General features: G+C 73.8%; 17 protein-coding genes. 10 read left to right on the top strand and 7 right to left on the bottom strand.

The annotated features are described in order from the left end of the window. Positions 1–9: 9 nt before the first annotated feature. The 3 genes from ACZ62B_RS12810 to ACZ62B_RS12800 all read right to left on the bottom strand — a co-directional run bounded on the left by ACZ62B_RS12810 (position 10) and on the right by ACZ62B_RS12800 (position 4,202). Positions 10–2,379 carry a sensor histidine kinase gene (locus ACZ62B_RS12810; RefSeq protein ID WP_344556508.1) on the bottom strand — a complete coding sequence of 790 codons (2,370 nt, stop codon included), beginning with the start codon at positions 2,377–2,379 and terminating at the stop codon, positions 10–12. 51 nt (positions 2,380–2,430) lie between these two features. Then, positions 2,431–3,429, bottom strand: coding sequence for a substrate-binding domain-containing protein (locus tag ACZ62B_RS12805; RefSeq protein ID WP_469690224.1), 999 nt, complete (start codon positions 3,427–3,429; stop codon positions 2,431–2,433). Positions 3,430–3,557: 128 nt separating this feature from the next. After that, a complete protein-coding gene (locus tag ACZ62B_RS12800) occupies positions 3,558–4,202 on the bottom strand; it encodes a lytic polysaccharide monooxygenase (protein WP_469690222.1) in 645 nt (214 codons plus the stop codon). A 447-nt stretch (positions 4,203–4,649) separates the two neighbouring features. On the opposite strand from ACZ62B_RS12800, the gene ACZ62B_RS12795 reads away from it, so the two are divergent. The 5 genes from ACZ62B_RS12795 (at position 4,650) to ACZ62B_RS12775 (ending at position 11,476) form a co-directional block, all read left to right on the top strand. Further along, positions 4,650–6,461 (top strand): S8 family peptidase, encoded by a 1,812-nt coding sequence (locus ACZ62B_RS12795; protein ID WP_344556504.1) that lies wholly within the window; start codon positions 4,650–4,652, stop codon positions 6,459–6,461. Between the two features lie 255 nt (positions 6,462–6,716). Next, positions 6,717–7,364: a ScbR family autoregulator-binding transcription factor gene (locus ACZ62B_RS12790; RefSeq protein ID WP_344556502.1), complete on the top strand. Its 648-nt coding sequence runs from the start codon at positions 6,717–6,719 to the stop codon at positions 7,362–7,364. 41 nt (positions 7,365–7,405) lie between these two features. Continuing rightward, positions 7,406–8,584, top strand: a complete 1,179-nt coding sequence (locus tag ACZ62B_RS12785) for a damage-control phosphatase ARMT1 family protein (RefSeq protein ID WP_344556500.1) — start codon at positions 7,406–7,408, stop codon at positions 8,582–8,584. Positions 8,585–8,679: 95 nt separating this feature from the next. Next, the gene (gene cyc2, locus ACZ62B_RS12780; RefSeq protein WP_469690220.1) at positions 8,680–10,839 is read left to right on the top strand and encodes a germacradienol/geosmin synthase Cyc2; all 2,160 of its coding nucleotides are present in this window, start codon (positions 8,680–8,682) and stop codon (positions 10,837–10,839) included. A gap of 55 nt (positions 10,840–10,894) precedes the next feature. Continuing rightward, a complete protein-coding gene (locus ACZ62B_RS12775) occupies positions 10,895–11,476 on the top strand; it encodes a PDZ domain-containing protein (RefSeq protein ID WP_344556496.1) in 582 nt (193 codons plus the stop codon). On the opposite strand, the gene ACZ62B_RS12770 is transcribed toward ACZ62B_RS12775, so the two are convergent. After that, positions 11,469–12,224 (bottom strand): metallophosphoesterase, encoded by a 756-nt coding sequence (locus tag ACZ62B_RS12770; protein ID WP_469690218.1) that lies wholly within the window; start codon positions 12,222–12,224, stop codon positions 11,469–11,471. The two genes, ACZ62B_RS12775 and ACZ62B_RS12770, sit on opposite strands and share 8 nt — an antisense overlap. A 190-nt stretch (positions 12,225–12,414) precedes the next feature. Here ACZ62B_RS12770 and ACZ62B_RS12765 point away from each other — a divergent pair, with 190 nt between their 5' ends. After that, positions 12,415–13,542 carry an aminopeptidase P family protein gene (locus tag ACZ62B_RS12765; RefSeq protein ID WP_468720558.1) on the top strand — a complete coding sequence of 376 codons (1,128 nt, stop codon included), beginning with the start codon at positions 12,415–12,417 and terminating at the stop codon, positions 13,540–13,542. 50 nt (positions 13,543–13,592) lie between these two features. Continuing rightward, entirely contained in the window at positions 13,593–14,552 is a 960-nt protein-coding gene (locus tag ACZ62B_RS12760) for an aminoglycoside phosphotransferase family protein (RefSeq protein WP_469690217.1), read from the top strand. A 9-nt stretch (positions 14,553–14,561) separates the two neighbouring features. On the opposite strand, the gene treZ is transcribed toward ACZ62B_RS12760, so the two are convergent. After that, entirely contained in the window at positions 14,562–16,307 is a 1,746-nt protein-coding gene (gene treZ, locus ACZ62B_RS12755; protein ID WP_469690215.1) for a malto-oligosyltrehalose trehalohydrolase, read from the bottom strand. Between the two features lie 175 nt (positions 16,308–16,482). On the opposite strand from treZ, the gene ACZ62B_RS12750 reads away from it, so the two are divergent. The 3 genes from ACZ62B_RS12750 (at position 16,483) to ACZ62B_RS12740 (ending at position 18,926) form a co-directional block, all read left to right on the top strand. Further along, a complete protein-coding gene (locus tag ACZ62B_RS12750) occupies positions 16,483–17,034 on the top strand; it encodes a DUF1707 and FHA domain-containing protein (protein ID WP_344556488.1) in 552 nt (183 codons plus the stop codon). A 138-nt stretch (positions 17,035–17,172) separates the two neighbouring features. Next, positions 17,173–18,516, top strand: a complete 1,344-nt coding sequence (locus tag ACZ62B_RS12745; protein ID WP_344556655.1) for a M14 family zinc carboxypeptidase — start codon at positions 17,173–17,175, stop codon at positions 18,514–18,516. After that, the gene (locus ACZ62B_RS12740; RefSeq protein ID WP_344556487.1) at positions 18,513–18,926 is read left to right on the top strand and encodes an SSI family serine proteinase inhibitor; all 414 of its coding nucleotides are present in this window, start codon (positions 18,513–18,515) and stop codon (positions 18,924–18,926) included. The genes ACZ62B_RS12745 and ACZ62B_RS12740 overlap by 4 nt, the downstream gene beginning before the upstream one ends. Before the next feature lie 537 nt (positions 18,927–19,463). Here the strand turns inward: ACZ62B_RS12740 and ACZ62B_RS12735 are convergent. Both ACZ62B_RS12735 and treY read right to left on the bottom strand, forming a co-directional pair. Further along, a complete protein-coding gene (locus ACZ62B_RS12735; protein WP_469690213.1) occupies positions 19,464–20,708 on the bottom strand; it encodes a M14 family zinc carboxypeptidase in 1,245 nt (414 codons plus the stop codon). Positions 20,709–20,775: 67 nt separating this feature from the next. Next, complete coding sequence (gene treY, locus ACZ62B_RS12730; RefSeq protein ID WP_469690210.1) at positions 20,776–23,133, bottom strand: malto-oligosyltrehalose synthase; 2,358 nt, start codon at positions 23,131–23,133, stop codon at positions 20,776–20,778. Between the last annotated feature and the right edge of the window lie 16 nt (positions 23,134–23,149).

The following is a 23,149-nucleotide window of genomic DNA, read 5'->3' as shown; positions in this document are numbered from 1 at the left end:
GGTCGGCGGTCAGCGGTCGGCGGGCGGAGTCGGGGGCTCGGCGTGAGCGGCGGGCACGTGCGCCGGCGCGGCCGTACCGTCCGCGTCGTCCGGCGGCCCGGCCTCGTCGGGGCCGTCGTCCCGCGCCTGGGACGTGCCGCGCTGGAAGCCGGCGAGGGAGGAGGCGGCGTGCTCCGCGGTGAAGTCGCCGGAGTCGTCCCCGGCGTCCGGGACGGACTCCTCGCGGAGCTCGGCGGCCAGGCTGGTCTGCGGCACCCGGCGGGGGAGCGGGGTGAGCCCGTCCCGGCGGGGCGCGGACACCGGCGCGGCCGGTGCGGGGGCGGTCCGCACGGCGGTCACCGGCCGGGACGCCGCGGCCCGCTTCGCGCCGGCGGCCACGGGCTCCTCGCGCCGGTCGTCCGTCCGGTCCCGTACGGCCTCGGTGCGGACCTCCTGCCGGCCGCCGCCGGACGGCACGTCCCGCACCACGATCTCGTGCGGGATCAGCACGATCGCCGTCGTCCCGCCGTACGGCGAGGGACGCAGGGTCACGGAGATGCCGTGCCGGTGCGCGAGCTGGGAGATCACGAACATGCCGAGCCGGAGGTCGTCGGCGAGCGCCACCACGTCGAACTGCGGCGCCTTGGCCAACTGGGCGTTCAGGGAGGCGTAGTCGTCGTCCGACAGGCCCAGGCCCCGGTCCTCGACCTCCACGGCGAGACCCTTGGCCACCATCGCCGCCCGCACCGTGACGGGGCTCGGCGCCGGCGAGTACACCGTCGCGTTGTCGATCAGCTCGGCCAGCAGATGGATGACGTCGGCCACCGCGGGCGGGGCGAGCGACACCTCCTCCTCGGTGAGCACCTCCACCCGCTGGTACTCGGCGACCTCCCCGACGGCACTGCGCACGATGTCGATCAGCGCGACCGGCTCGCTCCAGGTACGGCCGGGGCGCTCACCGCTGACGATGACCAGGTTCTCCTCGTACCGGCGCAACTGACTGGCCGTGGAGTCCAGTTCGTACAGGCCCTTGAGGACCTCGGGGTCGGTGTGCCGGCGCTCCAGCGCGTCGAGCTTGCTGAGCTGGAGGTTGACCAGGTTCTGGCTCTGCCGCGCGATGCCGAGGATGACCTTCTGGAAACCGCGCCGGGTGTCGGCGAGTTCGACCGCGGTGTGCACGGCGGTGCGCTGTGCGGTGTTGAACGCCTGGGCCACCTGCCCCAGTTCGTCGTGGCCGTAGTCCAGCGGGGTCGTCGCCGACTCCGCGTCGACCTTCTCGCCCCGCTCCAGCCGGGCCACCACATCGGGCAGCCGCTCCTCGGCCAGACCGAGGGTGGCCACCCGCAGCCCGCGCAGCCGGCGGGACAGCGAGCGGGTGATGCGCCAGGACAGGCCGACGCACAGCAGCAGCGCGAGCAGTCCGGCGGCGCTCAGGGAGGCGGCCGTGATCAGCAGACTGCGGGCCTCGTCGGCGCTGCGGGTGAGCAGCGCGTCGGTCTGCTGCCGGATCATGGCGGCGTACTGCGGGGAGACCCGGTCCATGGCCTCGTCCCACCGCTCCCGCAGGTCCGGCAGTTCGACGGTGCGCTTCTCGCCGGTGGGCGCGGTCGCCAGCACCTGGTCCTCGACCGCCTTCAGGGCGCGCCACTCGGGGCTCTGCAGGATCCGCTCGGTCTGGGTCTTGGTCTCGCCGCGCAGGGAGGGCACGATCTGGTCCTCGATCAGCCAGCGGCGGGTGTGCACCAGCTCCGCGAACTCGCCCCAGCCCTCCGCGTCCATGTGTCCGGCGGACCAGGCGAGGGTGAGCCGCGCGTCCTCCTCGGAGACCAGCTCCGCCGCGTGCTCCAGCGCGATCAGCGGCTCGGCCTCCGAGGTCAGGTCCCCGTCGTCGACCTGGGAGAGTTCCTGGAAGGCGTGGATCTGGTCGTCGATGATCGAGGTGTACTGCTCGAGCGCCTGCTCGGCGGTGATGTCGCCGGGGTTGTCTATCTGGTCCCGGTAGTACTCCAGGCTGCCCACCGAGCCGAGCACCCCGTACATCCGGTCCGAGATGCGGGCCGGCGCCTCGGCGATCGCGTCCGCCTGACCGACCAGCTTCGCCACCGCCTCGTCGGTCTTCTCACGCTGTGCGTCCAGGGCGGTCCGGGGGCTCTCCGGATCGGCCAGCCACGCGGCGGTCAGCCCGCGCTCCCGCTGCAGCGCGAGCGAGGCGTGCGTGCCCATCGCGCCGGTCGACCGGCTCAGCTCCGTCTGGGAACGCAGTTGCAGCCCCTCGGAGAACATCTGGATCGTCGTCAGGCCCCACATGCCGGCGAGGGTGACACTGGGCACCAGGGCGAGGAGGAACAGCGAGAGACGTATGGAGCCGAGACGGCGCCGGGCACCTGTCCGTGGAGACATCGTGGTCCTAGAGCGGTCGGATGGTGGGAGAAGTACGCACGGGCCGGCCCGTCAGCGGGTTCCGTCGGCGGCGAACCCGGCGACCGAGGCGGCGTTGGCCTTCGTGACGAACGCGGGCCCGGTGAGCACGGGCGTGACCCCGCCGCCGCTGATGTTGCCGTTGGTCCGGTACAGCCACAGCGCGTCCACGGCGAGATAGCCCTGAAGGTAGGGCTGCTGGTCGACGGCGAACTGGACGTTGCCGCCGCGCACGGCCTCCACCAGGTCGTCGTTGAGGTCGAAGGTGGCGACGTCGGCGTCGCTGTCCGCCTCCGCGGCGGCGTCGACCGCGGTGAGCGCGAAGTCCGCCCCGTTGGTGACGACCTGGTCGATGGTCGGGTCCTGCCGCAGCCGGGCGGCGATGACGCCGGAGACGGCGCGCATGTCGGTGCCGTCCACGTAGAGGTTCTCGATGATCCCGCCGAACGTCTTCTTCACGCCGGCGCAGCGGGCCTCCAGGGCAACGTTGCCACGCTCGTGGACGACGCACAGGGCGTGCTCGGCCTTCAGCTCGTCCAGCTTGTCGCCGACGGCCCGGCCCGCCACGCTCTCGTCCTGGCCGAAGAACTCCAGCAGTCCCGCCGACTTCCAGGCGTCGATGCCGGAGTTGAGCCCGACCACGGGGATGTCCGCGGCCCGTGCCTCGTTGACCGGGCCCTTCATGGCCGCCGGCTTGGCCAGCGTCAGCGCGATGCCGTCGACACCGTCGCGGACCGCCTTGCGGATCAGCTCGGCCTGCCCCGCCGGGTCCGGGTCGCTCACGTACGTCAGCTCGATGCCGTCCTTGGCGGCCGCCGCCTCGGCCCCCCTCCTCACCCGGTCCCAGAACGCGTCGCCCTCGCTGCCGTGGGTGACCATCGCGACCTTGATCCGTCCGCCCCCGGAGGCGCCCGCACCGTCCGGGTCCGAGGAGTCGTCGGCCGAGCAGCCGGTCGCCAGCAGACCGACGGCGGCTGCCAGGGCGGCCAGACGACGTCTCGTGAGGCGGTGGGACGGGGGACGAGTGTTCATGGAGAGTGCGGACCTCGCTGTGCGGCCGAGCAAGAGCAGGGGAGAGCACGGACGGAACCGCGCGGGGTGCGTGCTCCGACCGGGTGACTCTCGCTGGCCCGGAGCCAACCCTGTGGAGCCACTGGTCGTCAAGTGAACAGCCACGTGAAGTGAGGCGATGCTGCCGCATTGTGATGAACCGTGAGTACGGTGCGGCTGTCGCCCGCCGCCGAACCGAATGGACGGTACGGAGCGGCTCCGTTCCCCCCGCGGTCACCCGCCGTTCGGCGCCGGCGCAGCCGCAGGGCCGACGCGACGCCACCGGCGAGCACCGGGACGACGGCGGCACGGGGCGGGGGAGTGCTCGCCGCCCGGGGGCGTGGAGACGGTGACGAGGGTGCCGCACTCTCCCGTGCCGGTCGCGCCGGCCTCTGCTTCTCCTCCTTCGGGAACACCACGTCCGAGCACGAGCAGTACGTGCCCGGGGTGCTGCTGTTCTCCCGCACCGCGTACAGCACATGGCGTCCCGTCCGGTCCGACGGCAGGGTCACCCGGAACCGGTGGGCGCCGTCCGTCGGCGCCGGGTCGTAGCCGGGCTCCGTCGGATGCGTCCGGAACGTGCCGGTGTGCGGGATCGTCGAGACGTACGTCATCGGCGGCGCCCCACCGGGTTCCGCCCGGGTCGCCGGCCGGTCCGTACGGGCCAGGTCGAGGCCCCGGCAGGCGGGCGGGCCCCCGCCGCACAGGTACCCGTCGGGGATCCGCAGCCGGTCCCGGCCGGCGCCGCCGCCCACAGTGGCAGCAGCGGGGCCACGAGGGCGCCGCGAGCGCGGTGCGGTGTGCGGTCGTCCGGGGCGTCCGGACCGCCTCCTTCGGCGGGCGGGGAACGCGGGGAACTCTTCCGTGCAGTACGGAGGAAAAGCCCGGTGCGTTCATCTCCGCGGCGATGCGGGCATAGCGGTCCGTTCCTGGTCAACCGCCTTTCGGCGAGGGTGGTTTCCCGGCCGGATCGAGGGTTTCCCCCGTATCCGGGCGGCCCGCGCGCTGCCTATCGTTCCACCGCAGTCGACCCGCCGGTAACCCTGGACGGGCCGCTGTTCGTGCCCGGCCGGCCGATTCGCCGCACCTCGATTCACCCCACGCTGCTTCGACGACGAGACGACAAGACGAGACGACGAAGCGAATCGATTCACCTCCCCACACTCCGCGTTGCCCGGAGTCCCGGCACGAAAGGCACCCCCTTGCGCACCTCCCCGAGCTCTCCCCACGGCTCCTCCCCGAGACGGAAGCTGATATCCGCCGCCGCTCTCTCCGTCGCCCTGCTGACGGCCGCTTCCACCCAGGTCGCGGTCGCCCAGGACGCCCCCTCCGACGCGCCGGCCGTCCCCACGGCCCGTACCGAGGCCGCCCCGGGCACCCCGGCCGAGCGGCTCATCGTCGGCTACAAGTCCGGTGCCGCCGAGGCGAAGTCGGACAAGGCCGCCGCCGCGGACGCCGCGGCCAAGGGCGAGAAGGCCGGCGAGGACGTCGGCTTCCGGCGCCGCCTCGGCACCGGCGCCGCCCTCGTCGACCTGGGCGCGAAGCCCACCACGGCGGACGTCGCCGACGTCGTCGCCGAGTACCGGGCCGACCCGCAGGTCGCCTACGTCGTACCGGACCGGCTCAACAAGCCGCTGGCCACCCCGAACGACACCGAGTACGGCAAGCAGTGGGACCTGTTCGAGTCCACCGCCGGCATGCGCGTGCCGGGCGCCTGGGACCTCGCCACCGGCAGCGGTGTCACCGTCGCCGTCATCGACACCGGGTACGTCGCCCACTCCGACCTCGCCGCGAACATCGTCGGCGGCTACGACTTCATCTCCGACACCGCCGTCTCCGTCGACGGCAACGGCCGCGACAGCAACCCGGCCGACCCGGGCGACTGGTACGCGGCCGGCGAGTGCGGCCAGGCCGCCGGCGGCAGCTCCTCCTGGCACGGCACCCACGTGGCGGGCACCATCGCCGCGGCCACCAACAACGGCAAGGGCGTCGCCGGCATCGCGTACGGCGCGAAGATCTCCCCGGTGCGGGTGCTCGGCAAGTGCGGCGGTTACGACTCCGACATCATCGACGCCATCACCTGGGCGTCCGGCGGCACCGTCTCCGGTGTGCCCGCCAATGCCGACGTCGCCAAGGTCATCAACATGAGCCTCGGCGGGGGCGGCGCCTGCTCCACCGCCACCCAGAGCGCCATCAACGGCGCCGTCAGCCGGGGCACCACGGTGGTCGTCGCGGCCGGCAACGAGAACCAGAACGCCGCCAACTCCTCCCCGGCGAACTGCGGCAACGTCATCACCGTCGCCGCCACCGACCGCACCGGCAACCGCGCCTACTACTCCAACTACGGCTCCATCGTGGACATCTCCGCGCCCGGCGGCGAGACCACGACCGCGTCCAACGGCATCCTCTCCACGCTGAACTCGGGCACCCGCACCCCGTCCACCGAGAACTACGCCTACTACCAGGGCACCAGCATGGCCACCCCGCACATCGCGGGCCTCGCCGCGCTGATGAAGTCGGCGAACCCCGCCCTCACCCCGGCCCAGGTCGAGTCGGCGATCAAGTCCAACGCCCGTGCGCTGCCCGGCACCTGCTCCGGCGGCTGCGGCGCCGGCCTCGCGGACGCCGCGAAGACCGTCCAGGCCGTCAAGGGCGGCACATCCACCGGCTCCACGTACTCCAGCAGCACCGCGCTGTCCATCCCGGACAACGGCTCGGCGGTCGAGTCGCCGATCACCGTCAGCGGCCGCAGCGGTTACGCGCCCTCGGCCCTCCAGGTCGGCGTGGACATCACCCACACCTACCGCGGTGACCTGGTGATCGACCTGGTGGCGCCGGACGGTTCGGTGTACCGCCTGAAGTCCGCCAGCGGTTCGGACTCCGCGGACGACGTCAACACCACCTACACCGTGAACGCCTCCGCCGAGACCGCGAACGGCACCTGGAAGCTGCGGGTACAGGACACGGCGTCCTACGACACCGGCCGGCTCGACGGCTGGCGACTGACCTTCTGAGCCACCCCCGAAACAGGCGGGCCGGCCGGTGCGGATGGGGCACCGGTCGGCCCGCCGTTCTCTTTTGCCCCCGCACCTGACACACTTAGATACCGGACGCGCCGTTTTCTTTCAGAGATCGCGTTTGTTTTGCCTGATGTGTCCAAGTCCGCTGCGATACCAGCGTAGTGAGCATGGGCGCAGGGTGAGATATCGTGTACCCGGCGTAAAAACAAACAGCATGACCCGTTCCTTTCCGGCTCAGGAGTTCAGGCGATGGCGAGGCAGGTACGCGCCGAGCAGACCCGCGCGACGATCATCACGGCCGCCGCCGAGCTGTTCGACCGGCAGGGCTATGAATCGACCAGTCTCAGCGACATCGTCGAGCACGCCCAAGTCACCAAGGGAGCCCTCTACTTCCACTTCGCCGCGAAGGAGGACCTCGCCCACGCCATCCTGGAACTGCAGTCCGCCACCAGCCGCCGGCTGGCCAGGGACACCGAGGTCCGGGGGCACACCTCCCTGGAGGCGCTGATGCGCCTCACCTTCGGCATAGCCAGGATGTCGGCCGAGGACCCCGTCCTGCGGGCCGGACTGCGGCTGGCCACCGGCGGCACCCGGCCGCGCCCCCCGCTGAGTCACCCCTTCACCGAGTGGCTGGACATCGTCACGGCCCGGCTCCTCGGCGCCGTCAAGGAGTCCGACGTCCACCCGGACGTCGACATCGACGTCGTGGCGCACTCCCTGGTCTGCTTCTTCGTCGGCACCCGCGTCGTCGGCCGCTCCCACGAATCCGTCACCCGGCAGCCCCGCCGTACGGCCGAGATGTGGCAGATCCTCATCCGGGGCCTGGTCCCCGTCACCCGGCGCGCCCGCTACCTCAGCCTGGCCGCACGGCTGGAGCGGGAGATCGCTCCGGTGTGACCCGCGGCGCGCGACGACCGGCGCGCGTTACGGTGAGCCACATGTCCGACCACCCCACCGCACCCGTGATCGTCGCCGACGAACCCGGCACCTTCCCCCACAGCGTGCTGGCCGAGCGGCACCCCGCGATCATCCGGCAGGTGCGCGAGGCCTTCCCGTACGAGCCCTGGCAGCACCGCGCGCTCGACGCCCTGCTCGCCGACTGCACCCGGGGCGTGATCGAACCCCTCCCCGCCGACGCGCACGACCGGCGGCACTGGGAGACCTGGGGAATGGACACCTACGCCGGCCGCTCCTGGTACGACGTGCCGTGGCTGTGGTCCGAGAGCTGGTTCTACCGCCGACTGCTGCACGCGGTGGGCTACTTCGCCCCCGGCCCCTGGCAGGGCATCGACCCGTTCCGCCCCTCCAAGCTCGCCGAACTCGACTCGCCCGCCACGGACGAGGAACTGGCCGCGCTCGACGACCTCGCCGGCCGCCCGGAGGAGGAGCGGGCCCGCGCCCTGCTGCACGGCTCCCTGTGGGGCAACCGCGCCGACCTCGGCTTCCGGCTGTCCGCCGAGGGCGCCGAGGAGACGGCCGCCGTCCCCGCGCTGGTGGCCGACGACGGCGAACGGCTGTGGCCGCTGCTCGGCACCTCCTCCGCGGGCACGCTGTGCCTGGTCGCCGACAACGCCGGCCGTGAACTCGTCCCGGACCTGCTGCTCGTCGCCCACCTGCTGGCCCGCGGCCGGATCGGCCGGGCGGTGCTGCACGTCAAGCCGTACCCGTACTACGTCTCCGACGCCACCACCGCCGACGTGATCGACGCGGTGCGCCGGCTCACCGACGCCAAGGGCGTGGCGGCCGAGTACGGCCGCGGCCTGTGGGCCGCCCTCACCGACGGCCGGCTCACCCTCCGCGCCCACCCGTTCTCCTGCTCGCCGCTGCCGTACGAGGACATGCCGGACGACCTCCGCGCGGACTTCGCCGCCGCCGCGCTCACCGTCGTCAAGGGCGACCTCAACTACCGTCGCCTCGTGGGCGACCGGTACTGGCCCCCGACCACCCCCTTCGCGGAGGTCACGGCCTACTTCCCGGGCCCGGTCGCCGCCCTGCGCACCCTGAAGTCCGACGTGATCACCGGACTGACCGCCGGCACCGAGGCGGCACTGGTCGCGGCGGAGGAACAGCGCTGGCGCACCAGCGGCACCCACGCGCTGATCCAGGTCCGGACATAGGGTCCGCGACTCCCGTACGGGGCACGGTTCACGCGATGGTGTGATCATGCCCGGCCCGGTGGATGCCGCCACCGGGCCGCGGGTAGCCCCCGGCCATGACGCAGCCGTTCGAACTCCCGCACTTCTACATGCCGCATCCCGCGCGGCTCAACCCGCATGTCGAGGAGGCCCGCGCCCATTCGACCGGGTGGGCGCGCGAGATGGGCATGCTGGAGGGCAGCGGGGTCTGGGAGCAGGACGACCTCGACGCGCACGACTACGGCCTGCTCTGCGCCTACACCCATCCCGACTGCGACGGGCCCGCCCTGTCGCTCATCACCGACTGGTACGTGTGGGTCTTCTTCTTCGACGACCACTTCCTGGAGAAGTTCAAACGCACCCAGGACCGCGCCGCGGGCAAGGCCCACCTGGACCGGCTGCCGCTGTTCATGCCGCTCGACCCGGCGGCCCCCGTGCCCGAACCGGAGAACCCGGTCGAGGCGGGCCTCGCCGACCTGTGGGCGCGCACCGTGCCGGCGATGTCCGCCGGCTGGCGCCGCCGGTTCGCCCTCGCCACCGAACACCTCCTCAACGAGTCGATGTGGGAGCTGTCCAACATCAACGAGGGGCGGATCGCCAACCCCGTCGAGTACATCGAGATGCGCCGCAAGGTGGGCGGCGCCCCCTGGTCGGCCGGGCTCGTGGAGTACGCGACCGCCGAAGTGCCCGCCGCCGTCGCCGGGACCAGGCCGCTGAGGGTGCTGATGGAGACCTTCTCCGACGCCGTGCACCTGCGCAACGACCTGTTCTCCTACCAGCGGGAGGTCGAGGACGAGGGCGAACTCAGCAACGGCGTGCTCGTCCTGGAGACCTTCTTCGGCTGCACCACCCAGGAGGCCGCCGACATCGTCAACGACGTCCTCACCTCACGGCTCCACCAGTTCGAGCACACCGCGTTCACCGAAGTCCCCGCCGTGGCCCTGGAGAACGGGCTCACCCCGGCCGAGACCGCGGCCGTCGGGGCGTACACCAAGGGCCTGCAGGACTGGCAGTCCGGCGGCCACGAATGGCATCTGCGCTCCAGCCGCTACATGAACGAGGGCGCGCGGTCCGCCGCCCCCTGGCAGTCCCCGTCCGGCCCCGGGACGTCCGCCGCCGACGTCGGCGCGCTCCTCGCCGGCGCGGGGGCCGAAAGGCTGCGCGCCCACACGCACGTGCCGTTCCGGAAGGTCGGCCCGTCGATCATCCCCGACATCCGCATGCCGTTCCCGCTGGAGCTCAGCCCCGCCCTCGACGGCGCGCGGCGGCACCTGCTGGAGTGGTCGCGGCGGATGGGAATCCTCGGTGAGGGCGTCTGGGACGAGGACAAGCTGGAGAGCTGCGACCTGCCCCTGTGCGCGGCGGGCCTCGACCCGGACGCCACCCAGGAGCAGCTCGACCTCGCCTCCGGCTGGCTGGCCTTCGGCACCTACGGCGACGACTACTACCCGCTCGTCTACGGCCACCGCCGCGATCTGGCCGCCGCCCGGCTGACCACGGCCCGCCTGTCGGCCTGCATGCCCCTCGACGCCGGCGAGGTCCCGCCGCCGCCCGTCAACGCCATGGAACGGTCCCTGATCGACCTGTGGGCACGCACCACGGCCGGTATGACGCCCGACGAGCGCCGCCCCCTGAGGGCGGCCGTCGACACGATGACCGAGGCCTGGGTGTGGGAGCTGTCCAACCAGATCCAGAACCGCGTCCCGGACCCCGTGGACTACCTGGAGATGCGGCGCGCCACCTTCGGCTCCGACCTCACCCTGGGGCTCTGCCGCGCCGGACACGGACCGGCGGTGCCGCCGGAGGTCTACCGCAGCGGTCCCGTCCGCTCCCTGGAGAACGCGGCGATCGACTACGCGTGCCTCCTCAACGACGTCTTCTCCTACCAGAAGGAGATCGAGTTCGAGGGCGAGATGCACAACGCGGTCCTCGTGGTGCAGAACTTCTTCGGCGTCGACTATCCGACCGCGCTGCCCGTGGTGCAGGACCTGATGAACCAGCGCATGCGCCAGTTCGAGCACGTCGTGGAGCACGAACTGCCCGTCGTCTACGACGACTTCCAGCTCTCGGACGAGGCACGGGCGATCATGCGGGGCTACGTGACGGACCTGCGGAACTGGATGGCGGGCATCCTCAACTGGCACCGCAGCGTCGACCGGTACAAGGACGAGTACCTGTCCGGCCGGGTCCACGGCTTCCTCCCGGACCGCTCACCGGCACCACCGGTCCTCGTCTGACACCCAGCCCGTCACACCCCATCCTCCCAGCCTGTACTGCCGCCGGAGGCGAACCATGGAACAGACCGCGTTGCGGCCCAGGCCGATGCCCGGCGACGGGGGCGGGGGTGGGGGTGGCGAATCCGCGGACGGGCCGGACCCCGGCCCGCCCGCCCGGCGGCCCGAACGGCGGCGCGGGCGACGGCTGACGGCCGTGCTGCTCGGGGTGCTGGCGGGGGTGGTCCTGGTGCTGTCCGGGGCCGGTCTCGGGGCGGTGGGGGCCACGGTCGTCGGCGCGGGCGGGCTCGCCGAGCCGAAGCGGCAGACCGGAGCGGCCCCGACCCCGGCTCCGGCCCCGTCCGCGGCACCGCGGTCCGCCCCGTCCGTGCCCGTGGTCACCAGGCTCGGCGTGGAGGTGGCCGACGACAGGAGACCCGGGGCGCTGGTCGTCGCCGTGCACGTGCCAGGACCAGGGTCCTCGGCCGGTCTCGTACGCGGTGACGTCCTCCTCGCCTTCGGCGCCACCCGTGTCGACTCGGCCGCAGACCTGGCACGAGCCGTCGCCCGTGCCCGCCCGGGCGACGAGGTGGAACTGACGGTGCGCCGCCGGGGCGGCGGCTACCAGCAGTTGACGGCCGTCCCCGGCATCGTCACATGACCACGCGGAAGTGGCTGGTGAGCCGGCCCTCGTCGTCCAGTACGTGGAAGGCGAGCCCGACCGGGGCGTCCCGGTCCGCGATCCGCTCGCCCTCCCAGGGCAGCCGCAGCGTCCAGGTCACGCCCGGTCCCACCAGCACCGGGCGGCCCGCGAACGTCGTGGCGGCCGGGGTGTGGGCGTGACCGGTGATCAGCCCGGCGACCCGGGGGTGGCGTGCCAGCAGGTCGGCCAGCCGCTCCGGGGCGCGCAGAGGAAAGGAATCGGGCAGGGGGTGGTGCAGCGGCACCGGGGGGTGGTGGAAGGCGAGCAGGGCCGGGAGACCGTCGTCGAGTCCGTCGAGCGTCGACTCGATCCAGGCACAGGTCTCCGCGTCCAGTTCCCCGTCGTCATGGCCGGGGATGCTCGAGTCGCACATCAGCACCGCGCCGCCGTTCAGTACATGCGCGCTGTTGACCGGCCCGTCGGCGGCCGGCCGGCCCAGCAGGGCCTTGCGGTACGGCTCCCGGCTGTCGTGGTTGCCCGGGCAGGTCAGCACCGGGAACGGGGCGCTCCCGTCACGCAGCCCCAGCAGACGGGCGGCCTCCTCGTACTCGGCCTCGGTGCCGTGGTCCGCGATGTCCCCGGTCACCAGCAGCGCGTCCGGCGGGACCGGAAGCTCCCACAGCCGGTCCCGCACCCGCCGGGCGCGCTCCGTCGCCCGCGCGGTTCCGTCCAGATGCAGATCGCTGATGTGCGCGAGTACGAGCACGACCGTATGCCTCCCCGATGTGCCTGTTAACGGTTCGATGAGATCAAACCATTAGATGTAATGGGAGGGCAATGCCCGGCCATTAGTTGTGGTGGGTCGCGGGGTGAACACCGCGAACCGGCTCGCGTCACCCCCGCCCGCCGGGCAGGATGCTGCCCGTAACCTGCCGTCCCCCCTGGGAGGACCCCGAATGACCGGCGCCGTGCCCGTGTCCTTCACCGCCGACGACTACGAGGCCCGCATGGAGCGCGCGGCGCGGCAGGCCGCCGACGCCGGGCTCGCCGGACTGCTCGTGGCACCCGGCCCCGACCTGGTGTGGCTCACCGGCTACACCCCCACCGCCGTCACCGAGCGGCTCACCCTGCTGGTCCTGGCGGCCGGCCGGGACCCCGTGCTCGTCGTCCCCACCCTGGAGGCCCCGGACGCCGAACACGCCCCCGGCGCCTCCGCCCTCACCCTGCGCGACTGGACCGACGGCAAGGACCCCTACGCCGCCACCGCCGCCCTGCTGGACACCGGCGGGAGGTTCGGCATCAGCGACAACGCCTGGGCCATGCACCTGCTCGGCCTGCAGAAGGCGCTGCCCGGCACCTCGTACGCCTCCCTCACCGAGGCCCTGCCGATGCTCCGCGCCGTCAAGGACGCGGCGGAGCTGGAGCTCCTGGCCGCCGCCGGAGCCGCCGCGGACGCGGCCTTCGAGGAGATCAGGCAGGTCGCCTTCGCCGGCCGTCGGGAGACCGACGTCGCGGCCGATCTGGCCGCCCTGCTGCGCCGGTTCGGCCACTCCCAGGTCGACTTCACGATCGTCGCCTCCGGACCCAACGGCGCCAACCCGCACCACGAGATCGGCGACCGCGTCATCGAACGCGGCGACATGGTCGTCCTCGACTTCGGCGGCCTCAAGGACGGCTACGGCTCCGACACCTCCCGCACCGTCCACGTCGGGGAACCCACCGACGAGGAGCGCCGGGTGCACGACCTCGTGCGCGAGGCGCAGGAGGCGGGCTTCCGCGCGGTGCGGCCCGGGGCCGCCTGCCAGGACGTCGACCGCGCCGCCCGCGCGGTCATCGCCGGCGCCGGGTACGGGGAGTACTTCATCCACCGCACCGGGCACGGCATCGGCGTCACCACGCACGAACCGCCCTACATGATCGAGGGCGAGGAGCAGCCCCTCGTCCCCGGCATGTGCTTCTCCGTCGAACCCGGCGTCTATCTGCCCGGCCGGTTCGGCGTGCGCATCGAGGACATCGTGACCGTGACCGAGGACGGCGGACGGCGGCTGAACAACACCGCGCGGGAGATGGTCATAGTGGAATGAACGGCTCCAACCGTCCCCTCCCTGCTTCCCCGAACGGCAACGGCGCGATCATGACCCAGGCACCGACACCCACCGCGGACACCGTCCGCCGACTGGCCCGCTCCCTGCTGAAGGACAGCGGGAAGGGCGGGGACGGCGGCGGCGCGCAGTCCGCCGCCGGACCCGACGTCCGGCCCGTCGCCGCGGGCGCCGAGCCCGCCACCTGGTGGGTCGGCACCCGCCATGTGCTGCGCCTCGCCCCGGACCGTGAGGCGAGCGTGCGCCGCCGCCGCGAACTGCGGCTGCGCGACCTCGTCCGCCCGCACGTCCCGGTCGCGCTGCCGTCCACCGTGGCACACGGCGAGTGGGCGCCCGGCCTGCTCTGCGTCCTGGACACCCGGCTGGCCGGCGGGACGGCGGAGGAGCACCGCGTCTCCGCCGTCGGCGAGACCGACCTGGCCGGGCTGCTCACGGGGCTGCGGGAGGTGCCGGTGCGGCAGGCGGAGACGCTCGGCGTGCTGCGCGTCCCCCCGCGCTCCCTGGAAGCCCTGCGCCGGGCCGCCGAGGAGTCCGCCGGACGGCTCGCCGAGGCCGACGAGTTCGACCCGGACCGGCTGAGCCGGCTCACCCAGCCCGCCGCGGTCCAGCTCGCCGCCCAGCCCGGCACGGCCGTCCTCGTCCACCACGCCCTCACCGGCGGGCACCTCGTGGTGAGCGCCGACGGCCGCGTACGGGGCGTCCTGGGCTGGGACGCGGCGGTGGTCGGCGACCCCGCCGAGGACATCGCGGGCCTCGCCCTCGCCGTCGGCGCCCCGGCCGCCGTACGCGCCGCCACCCTCGCCGGCTACGGCGCCCGCCCCTGCCTGCGCGGCCTGTGGCTGGCCCGCTGCGACTCCGTCCACCACCTCGCCGAGGCCCTCACCGGCCGCACCGCCCCGCCGCCCGTCCTGCGCGCCCGGCTGCGCCGCGCCTGGGAGCCGATCATGCTGGAACGGGTGACGGACCTCGGCGGCGGCGACGAAGCCCCGTAGCCGCGGCTGTCACTCCTGTGCCAGAACCACCGCCGACTCCGCGGGCAGCCGCAGCACCCCGTCCGGGCCCGGGGTCTCCACCGGCTCCCACGCCGCGAGGACGCGTGCGTCGGGGACGCCCAGGGGGATCGCCGCCGGCTCGGGGCCGAGGTTCACCGCGACCCGGACGTCCCCCCGCCGGAAGGCCAGCCAGCGGTGCTCCTCGTCGTAGGCCACCTTGGTGTCGCCGAGGTCGGGGTCGGTGAGGTCCGGCTGTTCGTGGCGCAGGGCGAGAAGGAGCCGGTACCAGGACAGCACGCGCGCGTGGGGTTCGCGTTCCGGCTCCGACCAGTCCAGGCAGGAGCGGTCGCGGGTGGCGGGGTCCTGCGGATCCGGCACGTCCTGCTCGGCCCAGCCGTGCGCCGCGAACTCCCGCCGTCTGCCCGCGCTCACCGCCTTGGCGAGCTCCGGGTCGGTGTGGTCGGTGAAGAACTGCCAGGGCGTGCCCGCCGCCCACTCCTCGCCCATGAACAACATGGGCGTGAAGGGAGCGGTCAGCGTGAGGGCCGCCGCGCAGGCCAGCAGCCCGGGGGAGAGCAGCGCGGCCAGCCGGTCCCCCTGGGCGCGGTTGCCGACCTGGTCGTGGGTCTGGCCGTAGCCGAGGAGCCGGTGTCCGGCCACCCGGTTGCGGTCCAGGGGGCGGCCGTGGCGCCGGCCCCGGAAGCTGGAGTACGTCCCGTCGTGGAAGAAGCCGCCGGTGAGCGTCTTGGCGAGGGCCGCGAACGGGGCACGCGCGAAGTCGGCGTAGTAGCCCTGCGCCTCACCGGTCAGCGCGGTGTGCAGGGCGTGGTGGAAGTCGTCGTTCCACTGTGCGTGCAGCCCGAGTCCGCCCTCCGCGCGGGGCCTGATGATCCTGGGGTCGTTCAGATCCGACTCGGCGATCAGGAACAGGGGCCGGCCGGTGTCGGCGGCGAGGGCGTCCACGGCCCCGGACAGCTCCTCCAGGAAGTGGCACGCGCGCGTGTCCACCAGCGCGTGCACCGCGTCGAGGCGCAGCCCGTCGATCCGGTAGTCCCGCAGCCAGGCCAGCGCGCTCTCCACGAGGAACGCGCGCACCTCGTCGGAGCCGGGCGCGTCCAGGTTGACCGCCGCGCCCCACGGGGTGTGATGGGTGTCCGTGAAGTACGGCCCGAACCGCGGCAGGTAGTTCCCGGACGGCCCCAGGTGGTTGTGCACGACGTCCAGGACGACGCCCAGGCCGAGGGCGTGCGCCCGGTCGACGAACCGTTTCAGCCCCTCGGGTCCGCCGTACGGCTCGTGCACCGCCCACAGCGAGACCCCCTCGTACCCCCATCCGTGCCGGCCCGGGAACGGGCACACCGGCATCAGCTCCACATGCGTCACGCCCAGCTCCGCGAGATGGCCGAGCCGCTCGGCGGCGGCGTCGAAGGTGCCCTCGCGCGTGTACGTGCCCACGTGCAGCTCGTACAGCACCGCGCCGGGCAGCGGGCGTCCCGCCCACTCCGTACGCCAGTCGAACCGGTCGTGGTCGACGACGGCGCTCAGGCCGTCCGGACCGTCCGGCTGCCGGCGCGAGCGCGGATCGGGCAGGACGGGGCCGTCGTCCGGCGCGAAGCCGTACCGGGAGCCGTCGTGCGCCTCGGCCTCCCCCCGCCACCACCCCTCCCGCTGCGGATCGCGCTCCAACGCGCGCGTGACGCCGTCGCACTCGAGCGTCACTCGGCCGGCCTGTGGTGCCCACACCTCGAACTGCACGGACGGTTCCCCTTCGTCTGCTCACCGTGAGGTAGTCCGTCCATCGTGCGCCATGGGAGATCAATTCGCCGGGGGATCCGCCCTTTTGCGGCGGGTGTCGCCGGGCACGCCCACGCGTGCGGCCGTTTCCCCGCTTTCTGGACAGCCCGGCCGTCACTGACCGACAATCGGCGGCGTGACGTCGTCCTTCGAGTTCCACACGTACCCCGCGCGGCTCTCCGACGCGGAGCGCGACAAGGCGCTGAGCGTGCTGCGGGACGGCGTCGCCATGGGCCGCCTGTCCCACGACACGTTCGTCCGGCGCATGGAACTCGCGCTCGTGGCGCGCCGTTCCGACGAACTCGCCGCGCTCATCGCCGACCTCCCGCGGGAAAGCCGCTTCTCCCGCCTGGTGTTCGGCAGCGTGGAGGCCGTATCCGGGTTCACCGTGCGGCTGCGCCGGGCCTGGCAGGCCGAGAAGCTCCCCAAGCTGCTGCTGCCGCACCCGACGAGCGGGTACCCCCTGCGCATAGGCCGCGATCCCGGCAGCGGACTGCGGCTCAGCCACGAGACGGTCTCCCGCGTGCACGCCGAACTCCGCCACCAGGGCGGCCTCTGGGTGCTGCGGGACCTCGGCTCCACCAACGGCACCACGGTGAACGGGCGTCGGGTGGTCGGCGCGGCCGTCGTCCGCGAGGGCGACCAGATCGGCTTCGGGCAGATCACCTACCGGCTCGCGGCGCGCTGACCCCGGCGGGTCCCCGCCGGGTCTCTGGCGAAATCCCCACGATCGTCGCGGTGTTGACGTACCCCCGAAGTCGTGACTGACTGTGCGTACGCCCTGCACTCCCGGTGAAACGACGGCACCACTTCGTGGAGGTGTGCCCTGCCGCCCCTCCCGCACTACCCGACCGTCGACGAACTGGGCGCGCGGGCCGCCGCCCTCGTCGCCCGGCACCCCCGCGACGCCCGGCTGCGCCGGGTCGGCGCCTCCCGCGCGGGCATCCCCCTGTGGCTGCTCAGCGTCGGCCACGGCAGCCGCCAGGCCCTCGTCGTCGCCGGGCCGCACGCCAACGAACCCGTGGGCGGCGCCACCGTGCTGCGCCTGGCCGAGCGCGCCCTGGCCGACCCCCGGCTCACCGAGGGCGCCGACGCCACCTGGAACCTGCTGCTCTGCCTCGATCCCGACGGGCTGCGCCGCAACGAGCGCTGGCTGACCGGCCCGTACACCCTGGGCCACCACTTCCGGAACTTCTTCCGGCCCGGCTTCCTGGAACAACCCGAATGGCTGCCCGACGGCGCCGCCGCAGCGGCGCTGCCCGAGACCCGAGCCCTGCTGGCCCTCCAGGACGAACTGCGGCCCTTCCTCCAGTGCTCCCTGCACGGCGTCGACGTCGGCGGCGGCTTCGTCGAGCTCACCCGTGACCTGCCCGGCCTCGACCGGCGGGTCGCGGGCATCGCCGCCCGCCTCGGCGTCCCGCGCGAGCTCGGCGCCTACGACGCCCTGTACTGGCCCGGACTCGGTCCCGCCGTCTACCGCATCCCGCCCCCGCACCGCCGCGACCTCGCCGCCGCCATCACCGAGGCCGCCGTCGAGTCGACGTGGTTCCACCCGCACCGGCACGGCACCGTCACCGCGGTCGTCGAGGCGCCCATGTGGGGCGTGGCGGCCGTCGGGGACGGCTCCCCGCACGCCGGCGTGGAGGCGGAGCTGCGGTCGGTCAGCCGCACCCTGCGCCGGGACACCCGACTGCTGGCCGGCCTGACGGCCCGCATACGGCCGTACCTCACCGGCGTCCCCGACGCGGCGCGGCTGCTCGCCCCGGTCGACGACTACCTCCTGGTCTGCCCGGGGCTCGCCGACGCGTGGGACCCCGACTGCGGGAACGATTCTGCTCATCCGCTGCCGCCCATGACCACGGCCCGCCTCGCCGCGCTGCGCCTCTCCGGGCGGCGGCTGGCCGTGCGCACCGCCGGGCTGCTGCACCAACTGGTGACGCGCGCCGGGCGCGACCCGGCCGGGGCGCTGCCGGAGCTGGACCGGCTCATCGACGCGCGGTGCGCCGACTTCCGGGAGGTGTCCGGGGCGCGCTGGATCGCGGTCGCGCGCCAGGCCGAGTACCAGGCGCGGGTGGTCCTCGCCGCGTTCGAACTGGCCGGCCGCGGAACCTTCCGTTCGGGTGAGCCGGGGTGGGGTCCGGACACCGTCGTGCCGATGCATCGGGAATGACGCACATCTCATGGAAAGCGGTACGGGCGGGACTGCTCGCCGCCCTCGTCCTGCTCGCGTGCGCGGCCCCCGCGCGGGCGGGGGGCGGGCACTCCGGCGAGGACAGCTGGCTGATGCTCACGGTCACTCCCGGAGAGACGCCGTCCACCGGGGAGAACGGCACCATGCTGCGGTGCGATCCGCCCCGGGGCCACCGGCACGCCACCGACGCCTGCGCGGAACTGACGGCGGCGGACGGCCGCATCGCCGACATCCCGCCGAGGGAGGGCGTCGTCTGCCCGATGATCTACGCACCGGTCACCGCCCACGCCGACGGAATGTGGCGAGGCCGCCCCATCGACTACACGGAAACCTTCCCGAACACCTGCACGATGACGGCCCGAACAGGCTCGATCTTCACAATCGCCTAGCCACAGACTCCCGCACGCCGCGTTCCCACGGGCACCCGCTCCCACCGTTCCCGCGGGTACTCGCTCGCCGCGTTCCCGCGGGCTCCCGCTCCCACCGTTCCCGCGGGTACTCGCTCGCCGCGTTCCCGCGGGCTCCCGCTCCCATCGTTCCCGCGGGTACTCGCTCGCCGCGTTCCCGCGGGCTCCCGCTCCCATCGTTCCCGCGGGTACTCGCTCGCCGCGTTCCCGCGGGCTCCTGCTCCCATCGTTCCCGCGGGTACTCGCTCGCCGCGTTCCCGCGGGCTCCCGCTCCCATCGTTCCCGCGGGCAGACGTGCCGCTGGGGCGGCACGGGTGGGCGCGACGGCACCCCGTCATCGCCGGGCTGCGTAGTACCCCCCGCCCAGCACCGACACGCGCGAGCACCTGGACCGGCGCGCCGGTTCGCGGCCCGTTCGGGAGGTACGCGCCCCGGCGCCCCGGCGGGTGCCGCCGCGCCCACCCGTGCCGCCCTGGGGGCACCCCCAGGCCCTTGAGGCACTGGGGGAGCCGAGCTACGTCAGGGGGCCTGTTCGCGCGCCTGGCGCGCAGTCACCAGCACCGTACGGCACTGGTGCTCCACCTGATGCTCCACCGGCACCCACCGAGCCCGAAAGCGCCCGGCGAACGCGTCACTCCAGCGCGCGACCAGCCCCTCCAGCCGAGCCGCCGCCCCCGCGTCACTCTCCCGCAGCGCCCGCCGCGACATCGCCGCCGCCCTCAACGGCACCCGCCGCACGAACGCGTCCACGCTCCCCACGTACGCCCGCGTACCGTCCACGGGCGGCGTGCGGACCAGGTCGGCGGCCAGCCCCGGCACCAGTTCCAGCCCCCAGACGGCCGCCCGCAGCAGCGGACCGTCCCCCTCCCCCCGCCGCGCTTCCTCCAGCACCCGCCGCACCTCACCCGCGTCCCGCAGCAGCCGGTCCGCGAGACGGCGCAGCTCCGCGTCCGGGTCCGGGTCCGGAGCCGTGTCGTCCACCAGGTCGCCGGCCCACATCGGCACCTCGATCACCGCCGTCAGGCCGCCGTACCGGTGGGCGTGGTACCAAGTGCTGCGCCGCGCGTCGTCGGTCAGGCTCGGATAGGCCGGGGCGGCCTCCGCCACCGGCATCACATGCACCCCGGGGCCGGACGCCGGCCAGCCCGCCGCGTCCGAGGCGCTCGTCTCCACCGGAATGTGCAGCTGCGCCGCCGACTTGGCGAACGGTTCCGCGAGCCCGGGCACGTCCCTCGTCAACTGCACCCAGCTGCCGCCCAGATCGGTGCCGTGCAGGGACACCTGCAGATAGGGCCGCACCTCGTCGATGACCCCGGTCAGCGCCCGGGTCTCGGGCGGCAGCCGGCCGGGCGGCAGCACCGACGGCGCCCACTCCGGCTGCTCCGGCCCCGAGGGACGGAAGAACCCCAGGTGGTAGTCGTACAGACTGCGCGACGCCGGCGTCACATGGAGACTCGCCCCGTCGGGGTCCGCGCACAGCAGGAAGTGCCACGACGTGCCGTCGCGCAGCTCCCGTTCCCGAACCGTCCGCCGGGCCAGCGCGAGCAGCGTGGCCCCGCCGGCCGGTTCGTTGGCGTGGGCGCCGGCGACCACCAGCACGGCCCGCCGCGCGTGTCCGACGGACAGCAGGTGCAACGGCCGGCCCGCGCGGGAGACCCCCACCTGCCGCAGGACGCACAGACCGGGCGACCCGGCCGCCAGCGCGCGGGCGGCGGAGACCAGTTCGGCCACCGTCGGATAGCGCAGCTCCAGCAGCGGACCCACCCCCCGTCACACCACCCGAATCCGCATTGCGCAGTACCCCACGGCGGGGAGGCGGTGTCAAGGGCGTTCAGTCCGGGAGCCGCTCCAGCAGCGCCACGGGTGAGCGCCCGAGCAGTTCCGCCACGCGCGCGTGCCCGCTGAACTCCCGTCCCCTCTCCAGCACGTCGGCCCACCGTCCCGGTGGCAGGGGCAGGCGGGTGTCGCGCCAGCCGCCCGCCTCCGCCAGCCGCAGCGACAGCCGGGTCACGGCGGTGAGCACCTCGCCGGAGCGCACGAAGGCCAGGCAGTGCGCCGCCGCGGGCCCCTCGGCGGACAGCGGTTCGTACGAGGCCGTGTCACCGAAGACGTCCGGCCGCCGCGCCCGCAGTCGCAGCGCCGCCCGCGTCACCGCCTCCTTGCCGCTCCCGTCGCTCCCGTCGTCCGTGAACCGCACGGGCCGCCGGTTGTCCGGGTCGACCAGCGCCCGGTACTCGTGCTCCGTGCCCTGGTAGAGGTCGGGCACCCCCGGCATCGTCAGCTGCACCAGCGCCGTACCCAGTACGTTCGCCCGGATGTGCGCCTCCAGCGAGGCGCGGAACGCCGCCACCCGCTCGCCCGGCACCCCGCACGGCCCCGCCGCCACGAACCGCGCCACCGCCTCCTCGTACGGCGGCTCCTGCTCCGTCCAGCTCGTGTACAGGCCCGCCTCCCGCACGTGCTTCAGCAGCGCCTCCCGCACCCGCTCCTCCTCCGCCGGGCCGAGCCCGAACACCGTCTGCCAGGCCGCCCACGCCAGCTGCGCGTCCGGCACGCCCTCGCCCGCGCGGGTGACCTCCGCCAGGACGTCCGCCCAGCGCTCCGGGCACTCGGTGAGCACCTGCAGCGCCGCCCGCACATCGGCACTGCGCTTGGTGTCGTGCGTCGAGACGACCGTCCCGGTCGACGGCCAGTCGCGCTGCACGCGCGCGCAGTACGCGTGGAACCGCTCCGGGGACACCGCCGGGTCACCGGGGTTCCCGCCCACCTCCGTCGCCGACAGCAGCGGCACATAGCGGTAGAACGCCGTGTCCTCCACGGACTTGGCCCGCAGCGCCGACGCGGTCTGCGCGAACCGCGTACGGAACTCCACGTACTCCGCGCCGTCCCCGTACCGCCCGAGCACCAGGTCCCGTACGACGTCCACCGCCCCGGCCTCCTCGGGGACGGCGAAGGCGAGCCGGGCCTCGGCGGCGGCCTCCTCGGTGACGACACCGGCCGCGTCCACGGAGGCGTAGGGGCGGTACACCTCCAGCCGTACCAGCAGCTCCTGCAGGGCGGTGCGCAGCGCCCAGGGCGCGCGGTCGCGCAGCCCGGTCTCCGGGGCGGTCGCGCACAGCCGGCCCGCCACCCGGGTCAGCCGGTCCATCTCGGTGGCCAGCTCGTGCGTGAGCACCTTGTACGCGGCCCGCCGCACCGTGGCGTCCCAGTCGCCGCCCCGGTCCGTCTGCGGGGCCGCGAACCGCCGGTACCGGCCGAGCAGTTCCCCGAACCCCGCCGGGTCCGTGAACAGCCCGTCCACGTGCCGCAGGGCGTCGTAGCCGGTGGTGCCGGCGACCGGCCAGGAGGCGGGCAGCGGCTCCCCGTCGGAGAGGATCTTCTCCACCACCGTCCAGCGGCCGCCCGTGGCCTCGTGCAGCCGCCGCAGATAGCCGTCGGGGTCGGCCAGCCCGTCGGGGTGGTCGACGCGCAGCCCGTCGAACACGCCCTCCCGGAGCAGCTGAAGGATCTTGGCGTGCGTGGCCTCGAACACCTCCGGGTCCTCCACCCGCACCCCGATCAGCTCGGAGATGCTGAAGAACCGCCGGTAGTTCAGCTCGGTCCGCGCCAGGCGCCACCACACGGGGCGGTACCACTGCGCGTCCAGCAGCTCCGGCAGCGGCAGCCCGGCCGTCCCCTCGCGCAGCGGGAACGCGTGGTCGTAGTAGCGCAGCACGTCGCCGTCGGTCTTCAGGTGCTCGGCCTCCTGGCCGAGCGGCCCCCCGAGCACCGGCAGCAGCACCTGGCCGCCCTGCGCCTCCCAGTCGATGTCGAACCACCGCGCGTGGCGCGACGCGGGGCCGTCGCGCAGCACCTCCCACAGGGCGGGGTTGTGGCGCGGGGACATCGCCATGTGGTTCGGGACGATGTCCACGACCAGGCCGAGCCCGTGCTCCCGCGCGGTGCGCGCCAGCTCCCGCAGGCCCTCCTCGCCGCCCAGCTCCTCGCGCACGCGCGTGTGGTCCACCACGTCGTAGCCGTGCTGCGAGCCGGGCACGGCCTCCAGGACGGGGGACAGGTGCAGGTGGGACGCGCCGAGCGAGGCCACGTACGGTACGGCGTCCGCCGCCGCCCGGAACGGGAAGCCGGGCTGTAGCTGCAGCCGGTAGGTGGCCGTGGGCACCGCCGGGTCAGGTCGCTCAGGGGTCATGGGAACGTACGTACCC

Source organism: Streptomyces sp. NPDC053426 (assembly GCF_055585405.1).
This window is presented reverse-complemented; position numbering and strand designations above follow the sequence as displayed.

Coding starts and splice junctions, on each gene's coding strand:
- ACZ62B_RS12810 (WP_344556508.1), bottom strand. CDS start 2,379: ATGTCTCCACGGACAGGTGCCCGGCGCCGTCTCGGCTCCATACGTCTC.
- ACZ62B_RS12805 (WP_469690224.1), bottom strand. CDS start 3,429: ATGAACACTCGTCCCCCGTCCCACCGCCTCACGAGACGTCGTCTGGCC.
- ACZ62B_RS12790 (WP_344556502.1), top strand. CDS start 6,717: ATGGCGAGGCAGGTACGCGCCGAGCAGACCCGCGCGACGATCATCACG.
- ACZ62B_RS12785 (WP_344556500.1), top strand. CDS start 7,406: ATGTCCGACCACCCCACCGCACCCGTGATCGTCGCCGACGAACCCGGC.
- cyc2 (WP_469690220.1), top strand. CDS start 8,680: ATGACGCAGCCGTTCGAACTCCCGCACTTCTACATGCCGCATCCCGCG.
- ACZ62B_RS12775 (WP_344556496.1), top strand. CDS start 10,895: ATGGAACAGACCGCGTTGCGGCCCAGGCCGATGCCCGGCGACGGGGGC.
- ACZ62B_RS12765 (WP_468720558.1), top strand. CDS start 12,415: ATGACCGGCGCCGTGCCCGTGTCCTTCACCGCCGACGACTACGAGGCC.
- ACZ62B_RS12760 (WP_469690217.1), top strand. CDS start 13,593: ATGACCCAGGCACCGACACCCACCGCGGACACCGTCCGCCGACTGGCC.
- ACZ62B_RS12740 (WP_344556487.1), top strand. CDS start 18,513: ATGACGCACATCTCATGGAAAGCGGTACGGGCGGGACTGCTCGCCGCC.
- treY (WP_469690210.1), bottom strand. CDS start 23,133: ATGACCCCTGAGCGACCTGACCCGGCGGTGCCCACGGCCACCTACCGG.